The sequence below is a fragment of the Pseudovibrio sp. Ad13 genome (assembly GCF_001623225.1).
GTDB lineage: Bacteria > Pseudomonadota > Alphaproteobacteria > Rhizobiales > Stappiaceae > Pseudovibrio.
This window is the reverse complement of the sequence record NZ_LMCC01000011.1, coordinates 180,372-195,526: the sequence shown is the minus strand read 5'-3', so window position 1 is coordinate 195,526 and position 15,155 is coordinate 180,372. Positions and strand designations below refer to the sequence as shown.

At 51.7% G+C, this 15,155-nt stretch carries 19 protein-coding genes; 3 read left to right on the top strand and 16 right to left on the bottom strand.

Translation table 11 applies throughout. The features are described 5' to 3' along the window. On the bottom strand, nt 1–462 hold a 462-nt coding region (locus tag PsAD13_RS13120), incomplete at its 3' end, for a Bro-N domain-containing protein (protein WP_193777051.1). Further along, nucleotides 459–716 carry a hypothetical protein gene (locus PsAD13_RS13115; protein ID WP_063318442.1) on the bottom strand — a complete coding sequence of 86 codons (258 nt, stop codon included), beginning with the start codon at nt 714–716 and terminating at the stop codon, nt 459–461. The genes PsAD13_RS13115 and PsAD13_RS13120, both read right to left, overlap by 4 nt. A 374-nt stretch (nt 717–1,090) precedes the next feature. Between PsAD13_RS13115 and PsAD13_RS13105 the strand changes: the two genes are divergently transcribed. The 3 genes from PsAD13_RS13105 (at nt 1,091) to PsAD13_RS13090 (ending at nt 4,479) form a co-directional block, all read left to right on the top strand. Further along, complete coding sequence (locus PsAD13_RS13105; RefSeq protein WP_063318440.1) at nt 1,091–2,173, top strand: hypothetical protein; 1,083 nt, start codon at nt 1,091–1,093, stop codon at nt 2,171–2,173. 548 nt (nt 2,174–2,721) lie between these two features. Further along, nucleotides 2,722–3,708, top strand: a complete 987-nt coding sequence (locus tag PsAD13_RS13095; RefSeq protein ID WP_063318438.1) for a hypothetical protein — start codon at nt 2,722–2,724, stop codon at nt 3,706–3,708. A gap of 15 nt (nt 3,709–3,723) precedes the next feature. After that, nucleotides 3,724–4,479 (top strand): hypothetical protein, encoded by a 756-nt coding sequence (locus PsAD13_RS13090; protein ID WP_063318437.1) that lies wholly within the window; start codon nt 3,724–3,726, stop codon nt 4,477–4,479. Between the two features lie 41 nt (nt 4,480–4,520). Here the strand turns inward: PsAD13_RS13090 and PsAD13_RS13085 are convergent, their stop codons facing one another. The 14 genes from PsAD13_RS13085 to PsAD13_RS13020 form a co-directional block, all read right to left on the bottom strand. Next, entirely contained in the window at nt 4,521–4,736 is a 216-nt protein-coding gene (locus PsAD13_RS13085; RefSeq protein ID WP_063318436.1) for a hypothetical protein, read from the bottom strand. A 42-nt stretch (nt 4,737–4,778) separates the two neighbouring features. Next, the gene (locus tag PsAD13_RS13080) at nt 4,779–4,973 is read right to left on the bottom strand and encodes a hypothetical protein (RefSeq protein ID WP_063288283.1); all 195 of its coding nucleotides are present in this window, start codon (nt 4,971–4,973) and stop codon (nt 4,779–4,781) included. A 76-nt stretch (nt 4,974–5,049) separates the two neighbouring features. After that, complete coding sequence (locus PsAD13_RS13075; RefSeq protein ID WP_063318435.1) at nt 5,050–5,553, bottom strand: thermonuclease family protein; 504 nt, start codon at nt 5,551–5,553, stop codon at nt 5,050–5,052. Nucleotides 5,554–5,777: 224 nt separating this feature from the next. Beyond that, nucleotides 5,778–5,999 (bottom strand): hypothetical protein, encoded by a 222-nt coding sequence (locus PsAD13_RS13070; RefSeq protein ID WP_063318434.1) that lies wholly within the window; start codon nt 5,997–5,999, stop codon nt 5,778–5,780. Further along, a complete protein-coding gene (locus PsAD13_RS13065; RefSeq protein ID WP_063318433.1) occupies nt 5,996–6,502 on the bottom strand; it encodes a hypothetical protein in 507 nt (168 codons plus the stop codon). The genes PsAD13_RS13070 and PsAD13_RS13065 overlap by 4 nt, the downstream gene beginning before the upstream one ends. A gap of 34 nt (nt 6,503–6,536) precedes the next feature. Then, nucleotides 6,537–7,157 carry a D-Ala-D-Ala carboxypeptidase family metallohydrolase gene (locus PsAD13_RS13060; protein ID WP_063318432.1) on the bottom strand — a complete coding sequence of 207 codons (621 nt, stop codon included), beginning with the start codon at nt 7,155–7,157 and terminating at the stop codon, nt 6,537–6,539. Between the two features lie 293 nt (nt 7,158–7,450). Then, nucleotides 7,451–8,455 carry a contractile injection system protein, VgrG/Pvc8 family gene (locus PsAD13_RS13055; protein WP_063318431.1) on the bottom strand — a complete coding sequence of 335 codons (1,005 nt, stop codon included), beginning with the start codon at nt 8,453–8,455 and terminating at the stop codon, nt 7,451–7,453. 3 nt (nt 8,456–8,458) lie between these two features. Next, entirely contained in the window at nt 8,459–8,665 is a 207-nt protein-coding gene (locus tag PsAD13_RS13050) for a tail protein X (RefSeq protein WP_206599772.1), read from the bottom strand. Nucleotides 8,666–8,684: 19 nt separating this feature from the next. Next, nucleotides 8,685–9,113: a phage tail protein gene (locus PsAD13_RS13045; protein WP_063318430.1), complete on the bottom strand. Its 429-nt coding sequence runs from the start codon at nt 9,111–9,113 to the stop codon at nt 8,685–8,687. A 23-nt stretch (nt 9,114–9,136) separates the two neighbouring features. Then, on the bottom strand, nt 9,137–12,268 hold the full coding sequence (locus PsAD13_RS13040) for a phage tail tape measure protein (protein WP_063318429.1): 3,132 nt from the start codon (nt 12,266–12,268) through the stop codon (nt 9,137–9,139). A gap of 168 nt (nt 12,269–12,436) precedes the next feature. Beyond that, on the bottom strand, nt 12,437–12,745 hold the full coding sequence (locus PsAD13_RS13035; RefSeq protein ID WP_063303722.1) for a phage tail assembly protein: 309 nt from the start codon (nt 12,743–12,745) through the stop codon (nt 12,437–12,439). A 9-nt stretch (nt 12,746–12,754) separates the two neighbouring features. Continuing rightward, the gene (locus PsAD13_RS13030) at nt 12,755–13,261 is read right to left on the bottom strand and encodes a phage major tail tube protein (RefSeq protein WP_063303721.1); all 507 of its coding nucleotides are present in this window, start codon (nt 13,259–13,261) and stop codon (nt 12,755–12,757) included. A 9-nt stretch (nt 13,262–13,270) separates the two neighbouring features. Then, entirely contained in the window at nt 13,271–14,671 is a 1,401-nt protein-coding gene (locus tag PsAD13_RS13025) for a phage tail sheath C-terminal domain-containing protein (RefSeq protein ID WP_063318428.1), read from the bottom strand. A gap of 70 nt (nt 14,672–14,741) precedes the next feature. Then, nucleotides 14,742–15,146 carry a hypothetical protein gene (locus PsAD13_RS13020; RefSeq protein WP_063318427.1) on the bottom strand — a complete coding sequence of 135 codons (405 nt, stop codon included), beginning with the start codon at nt 15,144–15,146 and terminating at the stop codon, nt 14,742–14,744. Nucleotides 15,147–15,155 lie beyond the last annotated feature (9 nt).

Here is a 15,155-nt window from a genome sequence, read left to right as displayed (position 1 = left end):
GGACTCCCACAGCTGCATGGCGGCCTCGCGGCCATAGATGTAGCGCGCTTCTTTGAGCAGATTGGCGCGGGCGTTCATCTCGTTGACGAGCAGCACCTGCTTTGCGTCTGGCCCTTGCTGCTTTTGCGGTGTGGGGCCCATGGAGTAGGAGCCGGACTGGCGCAGCGCGGGCAGCACTTCTGCCGTCACCCATTTTTTGAACTTTTTGGCTGATGACTTGCGAGAGCTGAAAATGAGCGAATAGAGGCCGCTCTCGTTCACCGCTGTTACTTTTTGCTGGCCGCCAAGGGTGTCACTTGAAATGACACCCTGCTCATCTCTGTCAAGTTTGGCGACGGCTTGCCGGCTGTTCTTGATATCCAGCACGGTGCAGACATCTTTGGCGATGAACCAGAACAGGCCGTCTACCGTCATGGTGCGGACGGGTTGCTCTTCAAAATCGAAGATGGTGAGCGCGCTCATGCCTGCCCTCCCCGGTTCAGCTTGCTGATGTTGCTTTCCATGGCATCCAGCTCTTTGATGAGATCGCTGTGACGCTCGGAGAGTTCATCCTGCAAGGCAACGGCTGCGTTCCACAGCGGGCTTGGGCTGGAGATTTCGTTGGAGACATGCCCGAGAGCCTGAAACAGCCCCTCAATACGCGCTGCAAGGCTCTGCAGTGCCGAATGGCTGGAGGAAAGGGCTTGAAGTGAGGTATTCCGGGAAAATTCTGTCATGACTAATTCCCTTGTGTATGGATTTAGTCTGACCGTCACCTGTCAATATGGCGGTCAGACGCCACGGGTTGACAGACCGGTACACAAGGAAGCCGGCAGGCCGAAGCCTCCCATAACGCCTGACCATAGGCGCAACAAAAAACGCGCTCAAAAAGAACGGTTCTTTGGCGCGGTGACGCCTTGTGTTTCGAACGAGCTGTCAATCCCGGCTCACCACTTTGAAGTGAGCATGGATAAGTTGACGGAGGATGGGAAGGTTGTCAAGGGAGGTGGGAAGGTAGTGAAAGAACAACGCTGGGATGCACAGCAAAACTTTCGACCACGATTAAGAATCGAGATATAGTTTATGCGAATTGCAACTAAGAATTTTGAATATGAAAAAAACTGTTTTAATCCTTGGCGCCGGAGCGTCTGCTGATTTTGGTTATCCTACTTGGTGGCCACTCAAAGAACAGCTGAATGAGCTAAAAATTCAATCATTTCTTACCGATATTGGTGGACTTGATGAAGCTGAAATTGAAGCCCACAAAAACGCATTTGAAGAGTTCTCTCTGCTCGCACAGAAATATCCTGAGTACACGCTTGATCACATAATTTATGAGATGGATCGCCCCAAGGAGAAGCATTTAGCTCCTACGGGGCACTATGTGATTAATATCGTAGGACACTTATTGGCCAAATGTGAGGTTCAAGTCTCAGAAGGACGATGGATTACGGAACTGCAACAAGTTCTTGTTAACTATGTAGCAGAAGCATTCAACCAATCCACGCCAGAACACGAGCTTAATCTACTCAAAAATCTTACGATTATTTCATTGAATTATGATCGGACTTTTGAGCATTTCATCAGAGAAGGCTTCTATTCAAAGGTCGTAGATCATGAAGGCTATCAGCCTCAGGATTTACGCCAAAGCATCAGTTTCTCAAGAGCAAACTTCCTGCAAATTCTTCAACCCCATGGGTACATGTGCGCACTTCCCGCCGCTCACTCAAATGTAAAAGTGGGTATGTTGGACAATCTTGCAACCACAGGCGGAGAACATGCGGGCATTCGCACTCCAGGAAATGTCTCACCCGTCGCATTTGGAGACAACGGAATACTCTCTAGCAAAGCATTCTTGCGGATGGGCAGACATATGTATGTGGTTAACGAACAGGGTTATTCAGATTACAGCAATACGAATGCAGCGCTAAGATCTGCGGAGGAAATCTACTGTTTAGGCCTTTCCTCGGATGGAATTTGTCAAAGCTCGCTAGATTTCACAGAAGGGCAAAAGATCTATCTCTCGAATGCCTTTGAGGATATTGAAGCGATCAACTCAGTTAAAGCAGGGCCTGAGTATGTATCTCTTGGAACAAATGGTGCTCGGTTAGATGCATCTGACTTCCCTAAGAAGTTTAATGAGCTTTGCCTGATGAGATCTGAGAGTAAAAATCTTGAGCAACTATTAGACTAAATGATCCCTGATAAATCTTTCAAAAAGTAAAAAATGGAAATTCTAAGATGACTGTTAAAGATACGGACGAGACCTTAGACACCATGACCCTGGGTGATATGGGCAAGTTTCACGTCGATCAAAAGAGCCAAGATTTATATTGGAATAATCAGAGAGTTCACACAGTAAAGAGACTTGATAAACTTGAGAGGTTCCTAGTAATTATTGGGCTCGTCGCAACTTGTATAAGTGCAACAGCAATTTCCGCAAATACTATACTTAATTATATAAAACATTTTTGATGTATATTCATTTGTAAGTTGGGGTTAATGAGAGTTTCTAAAGGGGAAGTATAATGGTACCGGAGTGGTTTACACGGCTTCTTAAAGGAGCTGTCAGAACGGAAGCTTCCTTACCGATCTCAATAGCATCTCTTATTTAGATTTGCATGCTGGATAGTTGGGCCCAACATTTAGGAATAGCGCTTACTCATCCCCAAAAGTAAACATCACTAATTTGGCTGAGACTTAAAGAGATTTCCTCAAGTTCAGCCATAGGTCGAGGATTTTATGTTGCTTACACGGTTTGACGATAGCTCGTTAGATGCCACACGTAGGTCTATAATACTCTATACAGCGCTAGCGATTGCCCTCTACTATTATAGGCCAAGTGTCGACCTTTCAGCATTATTCGATACGAAAATCGCCTTTGCCAAAGAGAGTTTCGCCCCGAGTGTCTATGGTTTTGCTCTGCTGCTAAGTCTTCTCTATTTGTACTTCCGTCTGCTTGTTTGGCTTCCCCTACATGAAAGTACCCGTGCGAAAAACTTCGCAGAACTTCGAGAAAGTTTTCGACAGGAAACCCAAAAAGTTATCACAGCAACTGCTGCTGCAGAAGAAAAGTACAACCAGACGACTTCCAAACTAAGAGAGTTAGAACAAGCCAATTTAGGGCAAACACTTGAGAATATTGAAGATGCTATTCAACGTTATATTGCAGAAGCAAAAAGGCTTCAAACTCAAAGAGAAGACATCAGATCTGACTTCCTAAAGATGCTTGCAAAATTTGAAGGTCAAGTTTCTGAGTATCCAGTTAATGCGCCGCGACGAAAACTGACTAAAGAAGAAATGGATAGTTTGTTTCAAAAAGTGCAAACTGAGTTCTCGAAAACCTCTGCCGCATTAACTGGGACAATTTCTCATCCACCGGCAGGTAACACCGAGTTCAACCTACCAGATTTTAGCACTTTGTTTGCTACTGCAAAAACAGAAAAAGAGATACTTGAGCTCTTAGAAGGTGCTTCGAAAAACCTCCGGAATGCTACTGTTAATTTTTCTTTTGAGGATGTGAACGTTCTAGGTATCAGCAATCTTGAGATCGCCATCTTTGCAAAATGGCTACCACTTTCAGTCATTTCCTTTGGAATTTCAGCAGCTATCGGACTTATCCTCAAATTTGAAGGCTGGTTCGACTTTATCGTACTCACTTTTCCGCTTGTCTTTCTAGCAGCCAGTATTGGGTTCTTTGCTTTTCGTAGTCGCGCGAAGCAAAGATAATTTGGGGAACGCAAAGTGCTTTATCACTATACGACTATTCAAACCCTGGCTCTTATTTTGGAGAGTGAAGCAATTCGTTTTCGTAAACTCTCCAAAACCAATGATCCTGATGAAGGCACGGCCGATCATGCTCAATTGAAAGAGTTCGTTTATTCATCCTCATGGACCAGCCAAGAGAGAGAAAACATCGGTCTTTGGAAAATGTATGCAGGAATGGATGGCGTACGTATTGGCCTCCCAGAGGAAATGTTTCCTGTCCACCAGCCGCGAAGTTTACACCAACCACATAGCTTACACTCGATTAAGCACCGAACTTTTGAAAACGCTGCGACTATTCCTAGCGTTAATCTCGTGGTTAACGACCCTGAAAACTCCTACTTAGAGAGCGGGTCTCATAAACTACGAGATTTTTACGGACCTGATGAGATCAAGTATACTCAAAGCGTGTCGGAAGCGCGAGCCGAACTAAGAGACGAATATTACACCACCGCAGGCGTGGGCATTTTCAAGTTGGATGATTGGGATTTGGAGAAAGAAGTCCGCTTCAGAATTGCTTTCGCGCAGAGTTTTACTTTAGCCCAAGAACCTCCATTCTATTTAATGGACGATTTTGTTGACGTGCCACTCAAAGAAGGCATTCTCCAAGAAATTGAGGTTACCGTCGGGCCTATCAACGATGTAGCAAACGAACTGATTGCGAATGCTTTATTGGAAGTCAAAGGAATAGACAAAAGGGCTAACAGATCACGCATTCGGTATGTTGGAACGTAGCAACTGCAGCATAATCATGATGGCCGCGGTCAACAGTAAACTCATTTGAGCCTCAGGACATTGATGTGATCCAATTCGCTTTGAGGATCGTCGTCACAGGCGAGCGACACATGCCATTTGCCGTCGTATGGCTTCATGGAAATGGTTCTTTGGCTGACGCCGGATGACTTATCCGCCCTCACTTCACTGCAATCAATAATAGTCAGATATTGCGTGTCCCCTGTGGTGTGCAGCACTGTATCTTCCGCAACCACCATCACATGTCCGGTATCATCAGCCGTCTCAGGGTCTTCAGAGTTCTAGTTCTTCTCCCGCAATTGCTTGCGCTTGAGCTGAATATCCAGAAACCGGAGCCAGACCACGAAGGCGGCGCCGAGCACGGTCAGCAGAATTATTGCGGCCTGCAGGAGCGGTTCTGCGTAGCCCTCCCAGATGTTGGCGATCCAGGCAGAGCCTAAGGCTGCTGCGGTAGAAATCTCGTTGCGGGTGATCATGCAGCCCTCTCCTCAAAACAAAAGAAAACCCGGCATCGTGTGAGGCCGGGTTGAAGCGTCTTTTCCTGTGCCGGGCTTAGTTGTCCAGACACCACGGCGCTGCTTTGGTGCCGCCGTCATAAGTCACCGCATGGCCGTTTTGGATGAGCAATGCCCCCAGATCCCGCCCATCACTCAGGGCCAGTTTGCCCACGGCGCGGCCCGCATATTTGCCAAGCTTTACCCCGGTCAGCAGCAAGGTGTCATCCGGCTTTACATGAGCCTTCACAAACTCGGTTGCTTTGAAGCCCAGTTGCTTCTCATAGGTTTTGATATGCGCCGGCACATTCGCCGCCTTGCCGCCATAAAGCGCGGTGCAGCCCGTGCTGCGCTTTTCCGGCGTATCAATGCCCTCCAGCCGCACATCCACGCGCTTGAAGTCCATGGGCCAGACCTCCACAAACACGCGCAGCGTATCGGCATCAATGACTTTGATTGTCCTGGCGGTGTAGGGCCCGGGCAGCGTCCGGCTCTTGGCCAGCCCCTGCTCCGCGCTCGCCCAGATCGTCAGGCACAGCACTGCTGTCAGAAGATGTTTCATGGTGACCTCTTAAGGTTTGGCAGGCCGGTTGCTGCCATGTGTCGATGACGCATACAGCCCGTCGCAGGGCCTGATAGTGCGCTGTGATCTGCCGCAGCTTTGCGTGCCGCGGCAGGGTTTCCAGCTCCTGAGCCACAGCGGCGGAGTACGTCAGGCTGTAGGGGTGGAGCGTTGGAGTGGGAAAGCGCCAGTCATACCCAGCGGGCTGTGTTGGCGGGGGCGGATCAGAGCCCGTGCTTGCGCAGGCGCTCAGGCACATCATCAGGGCTATCATCCAGCAGCTCACGATGGGCCGCAGCCTCTGCCTCTCTGGCCCGCTGCTCAAAGTCATGATGCTCCTCCGTCTTATTGAGCCGATCGGTGCGGGTTTGCGCACGTTTCTGGTCAAGGCGGCTGAATAGCGCCTCGACCACGGCTTTGAGGAAGACACGCAGCAGCTGGCTCATGCGCTGCCCTGCCCGGTTGCGCGATCGCCCTGCTGGATTTTCTGCAAGGTTCTGGGCCCCACGCGTCCAGAGACAAACTCGGCCAGATCATCCGGCTGCAGCTTGAAATGACGAATGGCATCGGGGGCTTTTCTGGTGGCGTAGCCCGCAAGCTCGGCCACAAGCTGGGACCGGGAGTGGATGCGCATGGAGGCCCGGTTGCCCTCATAGGCATCTGTCAGCATCTGCCGCAGTTTGGAAACGACAATCTCCTCCAGAGTTTTGCGGTGACGTTCATCCAGCGATACACCCAGGTATCGGTGCAGCAATCGCGCCGCCCATGCCAGAGCTGCCGAGACAAGCGCCCCCAGCAGAGCGATGAGCGTGGGCATCACAGCCTCTGCCAGTGGCGCAAGGTCAATGGTGTAACTGCCCTCATCAGCAGCCAGTGCAGTGCTGGCAAAGCTCAGGGCGGCAAAGCAAAGGGCACACAGGCCCATTGCAAGGGAAATGATCCGTTGCATCAAAGAGGTTCCTTTTATGAGTGAGGTGTGGCCGTCAGGTATTGTCCCAGGTGGCGTTGGTGCCACGCCCGTCCACGTGGATGAAACTGCGGTAAAGGCCGAGGCCACCGACGAACACGCCGCGATCGCGCTGGATGCTGAGCCAGTCGAAACAGGCTTGCGGGGTGATGCCCGGACAGCTCAGATCCAGCGCGGCAAACTTCAGGTGCTGACTGCGGGAAGCTCCGCCAATGGCCGCGTTGTAGGCCGCAGAGCGGTAGGCAGAGAGAATGACAACTGGTCGCCCGAAGTGTTCTCTCATTCTATCAGCCATGGTGATGGCGGGGATAATGTTGGGCCAGAGTTCCGCAGGCGGATCTGCGTTGAGGCCGTAACCAGGATGCCCGGGTGTTTCATGCGCTTTCCCCTTGCTCAGCAGCTCATGGGGCGAGAAATGGCGCAGGTTGAGGCCCTCGCAGAAGGCGGCAAAGCCCTCCACGCTCTCAAGTTCAGTGATGTTCACGGGGATTACTCCAATAAAAAACCCGCCTCGGAGGGCGGGTGGATGAGTTGCGAAATGCGCAACCAGGAGCTGAATGTCTCTGCAAAATGCAGTATAAAGAGTTTGTGGTGATGGGGATGGATTGGCCATCCCCGCCACAAAGGAGAAAAGCATATGAAGTTACAGCTTCTCGCAATTCTCCTTCAGATTATCGTGGCCCTGATGCTCTTAGTGAACATCATACACCACTGGTAACCTGAAGCCGGTAGGCCCTCTCTGACACAGAGGGTCTACTTGGCTTACAATATAGGAGCACAATCATGTCAACGCAAGATAAACTGGCAATCGCCTCTATCGGCCTTTCCGTCGTGATCCTAGTTCTGATTGGCATCAACTACGGTTGGTTTTCCTAAAAGCTAAAGCTGTTTATTCAAACCTGGTAGCCTGAGAAAGCAATCCTTTACCGGTCAGGCAATGTCGCTTCCCGCTTTGGCCTTGCCTTCAATTTCGGTCAGTAACCCATCGCCTTTTGAGTAACTGTGGGTGACGCCTTCTGCGATAAACTCCAACCCGTCTACACCAGGACGCACACCCGCATATGTAAACGGTTGCCCGGCCAGAAAGTCAGGTCTGCCCTCAATTGAAACTGTTGTGGTCACCTCACCGCGCAGCAGCTCTTTGGCACGTGCCTTAGCGGCCTCTCTTGCCTCGCCTTCTGAGCTGAAGGTCTCACGGATCTTGTAGGTGCCCTTCCCGCTCGCATCGCCCTGTGCCTCAACACCGACGCGACGGGCTTTGTTCGGGTCCTGATAGTACGCCTTAATCGTCTTGTACCGACCACGATCTCCAAACCGCACGCGGCACGACCCTTCAATGATCTGGGTTTGCGAGATGGTTTGAACAGGAAGTTCCTTTCCGCTCGCACTTTTGCCGGTTCCTTTTTCGGCAAAAACCAGCCGACCATCTTTGATAGCAAACAATGCCCCATGGCGACGTGCAAGCCGTTCAAGCAGGTGCATATCCGATTCACTTTGCTGACCGAGCCACTCATAAACGTGGGCAGCGACTGCATCATCAATGACAGGCTTTAGTCCGTGCTCACCAGCTATCTGCTTCACAATGTCTTTGACGGACTTATTGTCAAAATGGCGTTCTTTCTGGGTCTTCAGGTCTTCCGTTACATCCGCGCCTTGTCCTGGCACATTGAGGAGATACGGCAGGCACTGCACCTCAATTTCGCTAGCCGTATATTCGCCCTTGTACACCAGACCACTGGTGGCGTACCCCATCCAAACCTTGATCTTCGCTTTCGGCTTTGGCAGGGCGACAAAGGGAGGACCATCCTCCAGTTCGAGATCAACGGTATCTGATCGCGTACCTTCGCGATCTACCACACGGATGGAAATCAAGCGCTCCAGAAACAACCCTGAAACGGGTTTGCCGTCGATAGAGACTTTTACGATTGGCCGCATTGTCTAATCCCAGAGCTTCAGCGTGGTTGTCTCATTACCGCTTAAAACCGGCATAGAGATCTTGGTTCCGCGTGGCACAATAGGTATGAGCCCCACAAGGTGGGTGTTTGCCGCCAGCACCGCTTCAACGCTGCCTCTGGTATGCCCGTAATACTGTGAGCAGATCAGGTCCAGAGGGCGCTCCATGTCCACCTCAATCAGTTCCGCCATGTGTGCTCCGTGGGTCGAGTTAAAAGATCGAAGCGACAGCTCCAATCACATTAAAAAAGCTGCTTGGGTAGGCCAGCAGCTCGATGGTGTATTCATTTTGTCCCGGTGTCCCGATCCGGTCGTGAAGGCTTTGAGCTTCTTCAACCCCTTGTATGGTGTGAGATCCAAATACCCGCCCACCAATAGACACCAACATCAACGGCACGCCCTGCCTGGCAGCAAGACGCACACCGTCAAGCGTTGTTTGCCCGCCGAATTCTTGCGGAAACAGGACTCCATTGATGCGGATGGTTTCAGAGCCGGGGCCCGTCCATTGCTGGGCATGCATACGCCCGGCAGTTTCCTGCGTGGCCCACCGGGTTTCCAGCGTCCGTTCCAGCTCGGTATAGCCAAAGCCGTGCGCATGAAACAAAAACGGCCCCAGCGCCATGGGAATTGGTCCAGCCATAGCCACTCCATAAGTTTGTAAGATTACATGCCACCATCAGAATGATACTGGCGAATAGCTTTAACGCTCTCTCGCCCTACATCCTTGCCCAGTGAGCGCGCGTCTTTTCCACTTCCACCTGACACATGTACATGAAGCTCACCCACAAGCGGTGCACTACGAGCTGTACTGCCGGCCCCTTGCTGCTGAGTAGTTGGCGGAGTGAACAAGGCAGCCTGAGCAGGCGGTTGCGGTAAAGACAAGCCAAGGGGCATTGCAATCGCAGCAGATGCCGCAAGTGCTCTGATTTGTTTCAATTGGTTGTTGTTGGAGACATATTGGCCTCTCTCAGTCCAGATGTATTCCGGCCCGTTTTCTCCAACGAGCGCCGGACCACGGCCTGTGACACCACCTCTTGCAAACGCCGGCAATGGCTTTGCTCTGGGGGCGTTCGCTGGCACCATTACCGCTTTAATCTGGTCTGCCTTTTGTTGCAGCGCCTGAGCGATCTGCGACGTTTGCAGTTCCTTTTCAAGCTTGGCAATTGTTTGTGTCAGCTGCTCTCGCATACGGTTCAGGGTCATAAGCTGGGAAGCCTCCTGAGGCGTCCCTTTCACCTTGGCAATCTTGTCATCAACGAACGCCAGCTTTTCCTTCGCTGTTGCCAGGTCGCCGGAAAACACTTTGGATTGTTCAAACTTCTCCCGTGCCACCTGCCTTTTTGGCAAGACATCGGGATTGTTCACTATGCCGGCTTTAAAGACCCAATCCGGTAAGACACCTTCAATCCAACTGTTCAGCGCCTTCCCATTTTGAGCGCCGTCTTCTAACTGTTGGAGATAATGAGCCTGTCTTTCTTCATCCGTTTTTCCCAGCAGATGTAATTCAGTACTTAGAGCATCCCAAACAATCCCGGCAGAACCAGCAAGCACGAGGGACTTTCCAGCCCTTCCTCCTATTTTTGATTTGCTCTTTGTTTTGGCTTTGTCTTGCTTGTGATCACCACCCAGCACACTATCTGCGGCTTCACCCAGTATCAATTCACCCAGCAAGCCCGATCCACGGCGTCCTCTGAGCTTACTGGTTGCCATCTTCAGGCCAAGGGCTGCAACTGTTGCCGTTGCAACAAGAGTGGTCAGAGCTCCACCAACTGCAATCAACCCGGCCACAACAGCTGCAATGGTGCCTGCAAGTTTGGCCTGATCCGGATTTTCTCTCACCCAGTCACGCAATGGGGCGAGGAACTCACGGATACTCTTGGAGACCGCCCGAACAACCGGCAGCATGGTTTCACCAAATTCCGCTTTCAGCGCATACATCTCATTGGAAAGCAGTTGCAGTTCGTTTGCCGTGGTCGCTGATTTTGAAGCGTATTCGGCTTCTGTAGAACCGCGATAGCCTGCATGGTCGTTTTTGGGATCGTACTGACCATCATTTTCAACCAGCTTGTAGGTGTCTTTCAAACGCTGGATGTTTTCAGTCAGACCACCAAAAGCCTTTGCTTCCTCACCAAAAAGCTGTCTTTCAATTGCAAGGCGGCGGTACTTTTCCACCTCCCCAAGCTTTTCAACCACCGTGAGCAAGGTGCCAAAAGCATCAACCTGCATGTCCTTGGCGACCTGGACAGGATCAAGCCCGACTGCCGCAAAAGCCTCTCGCTTGTCTTTGCTCAGCGTATCTGCACCGGTCAGCGTCTTTGTAACATTCGCAAATGTGGTGGCTACAACTTCAGGGGCAAACCCACCGGCCACCATTGACGACCCTAACGCAAGCGTTTGATTTTGAGTAAAGCCTGCTTTCTTAAAACTCCCGGCCACACGCGAGAAGTAGTTAAGCAGATCAGGTGCTATCGAAGACGTTCTGTTAGAAAGGTGGTTCACCGCATCAACGTAATCCGTCAACCCTTCTAGATCTGTTCCCAGCGCCGTTCTGGTTTTCGCCAGCACTTCACCGGCAAGCGCTCCATCAATGTCAAAGGAAACACCCGCTTTACCAGCAAGCGACGTGAACTGCTGCAAGTCTTCCTTGGCAATACCCGCTGAGCTGCCAGCTGCCTGCAAGGCAAACAACTCAAGCAACGGCATTGCAATTTTGGTCGACATATCAATAGTCGATTGCTTGTATTTCTTCTCTTCAGCCTCATCGGTGAAGTTTGTTTTGGCCTTCACATCGGCAAAAGCTGCTTCCACATCGATCGCGACACCAACGGGGTTGTACATAGCCCGCAAAGCTTGCCTGCTGGCGTAAAAAGCTGCAGCACCGCCAGCTCCAACAGCCGCTGCCTTAACAGCCTTGCCTTTCATGGCCTGCTGTTTCTGGTCCCGCACCTGTGCCGCTTTCTTTTGCTGAGAGAGCTTGGCATTTTGTGCATCGATCGCTTCACTGGTGTTATCTATAGCAGCGGCCAGCTTGCGCTCTTCGGCTGTCAGATCTCTCACGTTCATACCAGCGGAACGCATGCCGGTCTTCATATCGACAAGAGTTTTGGAAGCCTTTCTGGTCTCTCTTGAGAGTTTTTCAGCGCCCTCTTCAGCCTGGCCATAGGCCCGACCAACTTTTTTCGCCTCACGCGTTGTGCTGGCAAGCTGTTTGGAAAGGACCTTTGCTTCTTGCCCTGCTTCCCTGGTCTCTGCATTGAGCACTGAAAGCTGCTCACTCTGCGCAGCCCGAATTGATTTTAGGCCCTGCTCTTCTGCCTTCAGTTCAGCAATAGCAGCCTTCAACCCATCAATAGGTTCCTTAGCTTTTCGCGCTGCTCGCATTTGCTCTTCAAGAGCTTTGCGCGCTGCCTGATTGCTCGCCAGCTGTTTGCTGGTTTCAGCCTGTTCAGCCTTAAAACGCTGCATACGGTCGGCAAGCAGCATCACCCGATCACTTGCTGCCTCATAAGATCCGGCCAGCAATTTGGCCTGATTGTTCAGTCCTGCCAGCTGCTCGCGCCGACCGGAGAGCGTATCGTAAGCTGCTTTGGTTTTATTCTTCAGGCTGTCCAGCTGGCCTTCAAGTTTCCTGAAGTCCCCGAGCTGGTTCATTTTGCTGTTGAGGGTTTTCACCTCACGCACCCATGGCTCGGCAAACTTCTTTGCGGCCTGCGCACTTGCCCCCGTGGTCTTTTGAAACTCGCGGGTCATATTGGAGACCACACGCAAGTTCAATTGGGTTTCAACCTTGCGCATGGCATGCTCCAGTTTGCTTTAATTATCGCCGGGAGGTCTCAAAAGCTTCCCGCTTGATCCTCTGGGCTTCATAGAAATAGTCGATGGCTTTTTGCGGTGACAGCTGTTCCACATGGCTGAGCGGCGTGGATAGGTGAGCGGCAATCTCTGCCGCCACCTGTAGCCAGCTTAAGCTTGTTCCGTCACCGCTTCCGCATTTGGGTCTTCGCCCTCACCCGGTCGCTTATCAGGAGGAAGAAACAGCGGAACCGTTTGCATGTCGCACGCGTTGTAATCATAAAGCTTCAGACGCTTGATGACAGGCAGGCTCACATCGGCAAGAGCTGCCAACAACACAGCGTTGCTTTCCAGAGTGTCCTTTTCAAACTTCTCGGCCTGAATCATGTCCGCAACCGTTGGCTCGCGAAACGTAAGTTCGTTATAGGTCCGCCCATCATGCTCGACAGGCGATTGCAGTTTTACGGTGATCTGATCCATGTCGGTCTCTTAAAGCTGGAGTGCACTGCGGATGCTGTCATATTGCGACACACCGCCAATCTTCACGTCGAAATCATCCATCTCAACAATCTGGGCACCGTCGATTTCCAGTTTCATTGAGTGGACCGAGACCTGATAATCCGTCTCTGATTTATCACCTGGCTTCCAGCCTCCGGCATCGACTTCACGCAGGAAGCCGCGCATATAACAGGTGGCGCTATGAGTGGTGCCGTCCTCATCAGCAAACGCCCCAGCGGCGAGAAAATCCTTTTCAACACCAGCTGCCAGCCCGAAGAGCTTCAAAGTCTCAGGGTCAAAGGCTGTCATTTTGAAGCTCATTTCCAGCTTCTCATAGCCAAGAACCACATCGCGCTCTTTGATCATGCCGGCATTGCGCATGCTCTCAGTTTTCACCGTGAGCTTTGGAATGGTGATTTCACTTGCGTTGCCCACTTTGGAATCGCGATCCACGAAAATGGTGCAGTTGCGCAAGATGTATTGCGGTGTCTCTTTCATGGGGTTTCCTTAAACGGAGGTGGTCAGAACACCGTTCAATAGCTCGGTGTAATAGGTGATGTTGCGGTGAGCGATGAAGCGGATATCTTCCATGGGAGCAGGCGGTTCAAAGTCCACGGCCAGCGTGATTTTACCGCCTGCCATGGCCTCGTCCGTGTTGCGCTCCATGTCCAGCCAGACCTTACCGCCCAGGATCGCACCTTCAGCCTTCAGCTTGGCCATGAAGGCATTCCCGCTCTCAACCATGAACCGCAGGTTGGCTTTTGAGAACGGCTTGTCGACAAACTCTATGTAGCCCTCACGGATAGCGCCATTGATGAAATCAGCCGTCCGCCGCACAGCCATAAACCGCCAAAGATCATCGCCGCCAGAAAGCCGGTTGCCCCAGGTCTTAAAGCCGTCTCCATGATTGATGATGGTGGCAATGCCGCGCTCATTGAGATAGTCGGTCTGGGAGCCATACGCGATCGGGCGGGACACCGCCGTAACACCGTTGATTGTTTTGTTGGAGAGCGACCACCAGAACCCGTGCGTGCGATCCGTTTTTGCCTGCACACCGCAAAAATACGGCGCTGATGGCTTAAACCGGTTGGCATTGAGATCCGTGTCCCAGTCGCCAGCTTTTGGATCAACAATGAAGATACGCGGGTGGGCATTTACTTCCTTAAAGTTCACCGCGTCTTGATCCGTGCTATCAGGTCCATCAACGATGCCGATAGCCTCAAGCTCACCCAGCACACCGCCAAGCTCAGCAATCACCGGATCGCCAACCGCCCCAATATTGACAGTCGCAGTTGCCCCGTTGCCATCCCCGTTCAAGGTGGCTGTGGCATTGGTGTAACCAGAACCAGCCTTAGTAATCACCAGTTCAGTGACTGCCCCATCCAAGACCATTGCAATTGCCTCAGCCCCGGTGCCATCACCTGCAATTGTAACGGTTGTGGCATCGGTATAACCGGCACCACCATTTGTCACATTGATGGACTGCAGGCCTTTATCTTCAAAGCTGCCAGTAAAGCCAGGAATGGCAATCAGGCGCGGTGTCAGTCCATGAGCCGACTGGCATTTTTTGAGCGCGTGGATACCTGTGAGCGTGGAGGCTTCACCGATCACGTTAGAAAGCGTTGCAGCAGCATCTGCCCCTTCTGCAACACGGATCACAAACACGTAGGTTCCTACCTGTTTAAACACCGCATCAACGCCATCGCGCAGATTTCCGTCCCCGAGCAATGCCGCCTTGCTCTGGTCCCCTAAAAGCAACACCGGCTCATTCAAAGGGAAGGCTTCAGCATCGGCACCTTCAGCAGTGCCAATCAATGCGATGGTAGAGGTCTGGGCAATCTCGATAAGAATGGGATTTTCAGCAGATTCAAAGACCCGCACCCCATGGTGAAAGCTGACATCAGCCATTCAATTCTCCATAAAAAAACCGGCCACACAGGACCGGATACGGATGAAACTCAAAAGGAAGGGAAGCGGCTTAAAACTGCTCTGTCAGTGCAACCACTTCAGGCGGGCACTCCGGCCAACTAGCATCCTGTGTGAAATCAGTGCCCGGATCTTCAGCAAGTTCCAGGCATTTGGAGCGCATAGCACCCACCCAATCCAGTGCAGCCTTTGTGCTGGTCAAAAGCGTGACCTCATCAGCACTTCGATCAACAACGGCTTTGCCAGCAATGGCAGCCGCAGCTGTTGCCATGTTCATCTGGGTCTCAGCGCTGGCGCGGGCATAAATGCGCTTGCGGCATTCCGCTTTAATGGTTGTGAGACGAGCGCCTTGTTGGGCTTCATCAATAGTAGCCTGGGGCACGCCAGCAACAAGGGCATCTTCGGCAGTGAAATTCCGGTAGCTTCGACCGTTAAATGTGATGTCAAAGGCATCCATGGATAAACC

Excerpts from the sequence above, each read along its gene's own strand:
- PsAD13_RS13115 (WP_063318442.1), bottom strand. The coding sequence starts at position 716 with ATGACAGAATTTTCCCGGAATACCTCACTTCAAGCCCTTTCCTCCAGC.
- PsAD13_RS13105 (WP_063318440.1), top strand. The coding sequence starts at position 1,091 with ATGAAAAAAACTGTTTTAATCCTTGGCGCCGGAGCGTCTGCTGATTTT.
- PsAD13_RS13095 (WP_063318438.1), top strand. The coding sequence starts at position 2,722 with ATGTTGCTTACACGGTTTGACGATAGCTCGTTAGATGCCACACGTAGG.
- PsAD13_RS13085 (WP_063318436.1), bottom strand. The coding sequence starts at position 4,736 with ATGGTGGTTGCGGAAGATACAGTGCTGCACACCACAGGGGACACGCAA.
- PsAD13_RS13080 (WP_063288283.1), bottom strand. The coding sequence starts at position 4,973 with ATGATCACCCGCAACGAGATTTCTACCGCAGCAGCCTTAGGCTCTGCC.
- PsAD13_RS13075 (WP_063318435.1), bottom strand. The coding sequence starts at position 5,553 with ATGAAACATCTTCTGACAGCAGTGCTGTGCCTGACGATCTGGGCGAGC.
- PsAD13_RS13070 (WP_063318434.1), bottom strand. The coding sequence starts at position 5,999 with ATGAGCCAGCTGCTGCGTGTCTTCCTCAAAGCCGTGGTCGAGGCGCTA.
- PsAD13_RS13065 (WP_063318433.1), bottom strand. The coding sequence starts at position 6,502 with ATGCAACGGATCATTTCCCTTGCAATGGGCCTGTGTGCCCTTTGCTTT.
- PsAD13_RS13060 (WP_063318432.1), bottom strand. The coding sequence starts at position 7,157 with ATGCTTTTCTCCTTTGTGGCGGGGATGGCCAATCCATCCCCATCACCA.
- PsAD13_RS13055 (WP_063318431.1), bottom strand. The coding sequence starts at position 8,455 with ATGCGGCCAATCGTAAAAGTCTCTATCGACGGCAAACCCGTTTCAGGG.
- PsAD13_RS13050 (WP_206599772.1), bottom strand. The coding sequence starts at position 8,665 with ATGGCGGAACTGATTGAGGTGGACATGGAGCGCCCTCTGGACCTGATC.
- PsAD13_RS13045 (WP_063318430.1), bottom strand. The coding sequence starts at position 9,113 with ATGGCTGGACCAATTCCCATGGCGCTGGGGCCGTTTTTGTTTCATGCG.
- PsAD13_RS13040 (WP_063318429.1), bottom strand. The coding sequence starts at position 12,268 with ATGCGCAAGGTTGAAACCCAATTGAACTTGCGTGTGGTCTCCAATATG.
- PsAD13_RS13035 (WP_063303722.1), bottom strand. The coding sequence starts at position 12,745 with ATGGATCAGATCACCGTAAAACTGCAATCGCCTGTCGAGCATGATGGG.
- PsAD13_RS13030 (WP_063303721.1), bottom strand. The coding sequence starts at position 13,261 with ATGAAAGAGACACCGCAATACATCTTGCGCAACTGCACCATTTTCGTG.
- PsAD13_RS13025 (WP_063318428.1), bottom strand. The coding sequence starts at position 14,671 with ATGGCTGATGTCAGCTTTCACCATGGGGTGCGGGTCTTTGAATCTGCT.
- PsAD13_RS13020 (WP_063318427.1), bottom strand. The coding sequence starts at position 15,146 with ATGGATGCCTTTGACATCACATTTAACGGTCGAAGCTACCGGAATTTC.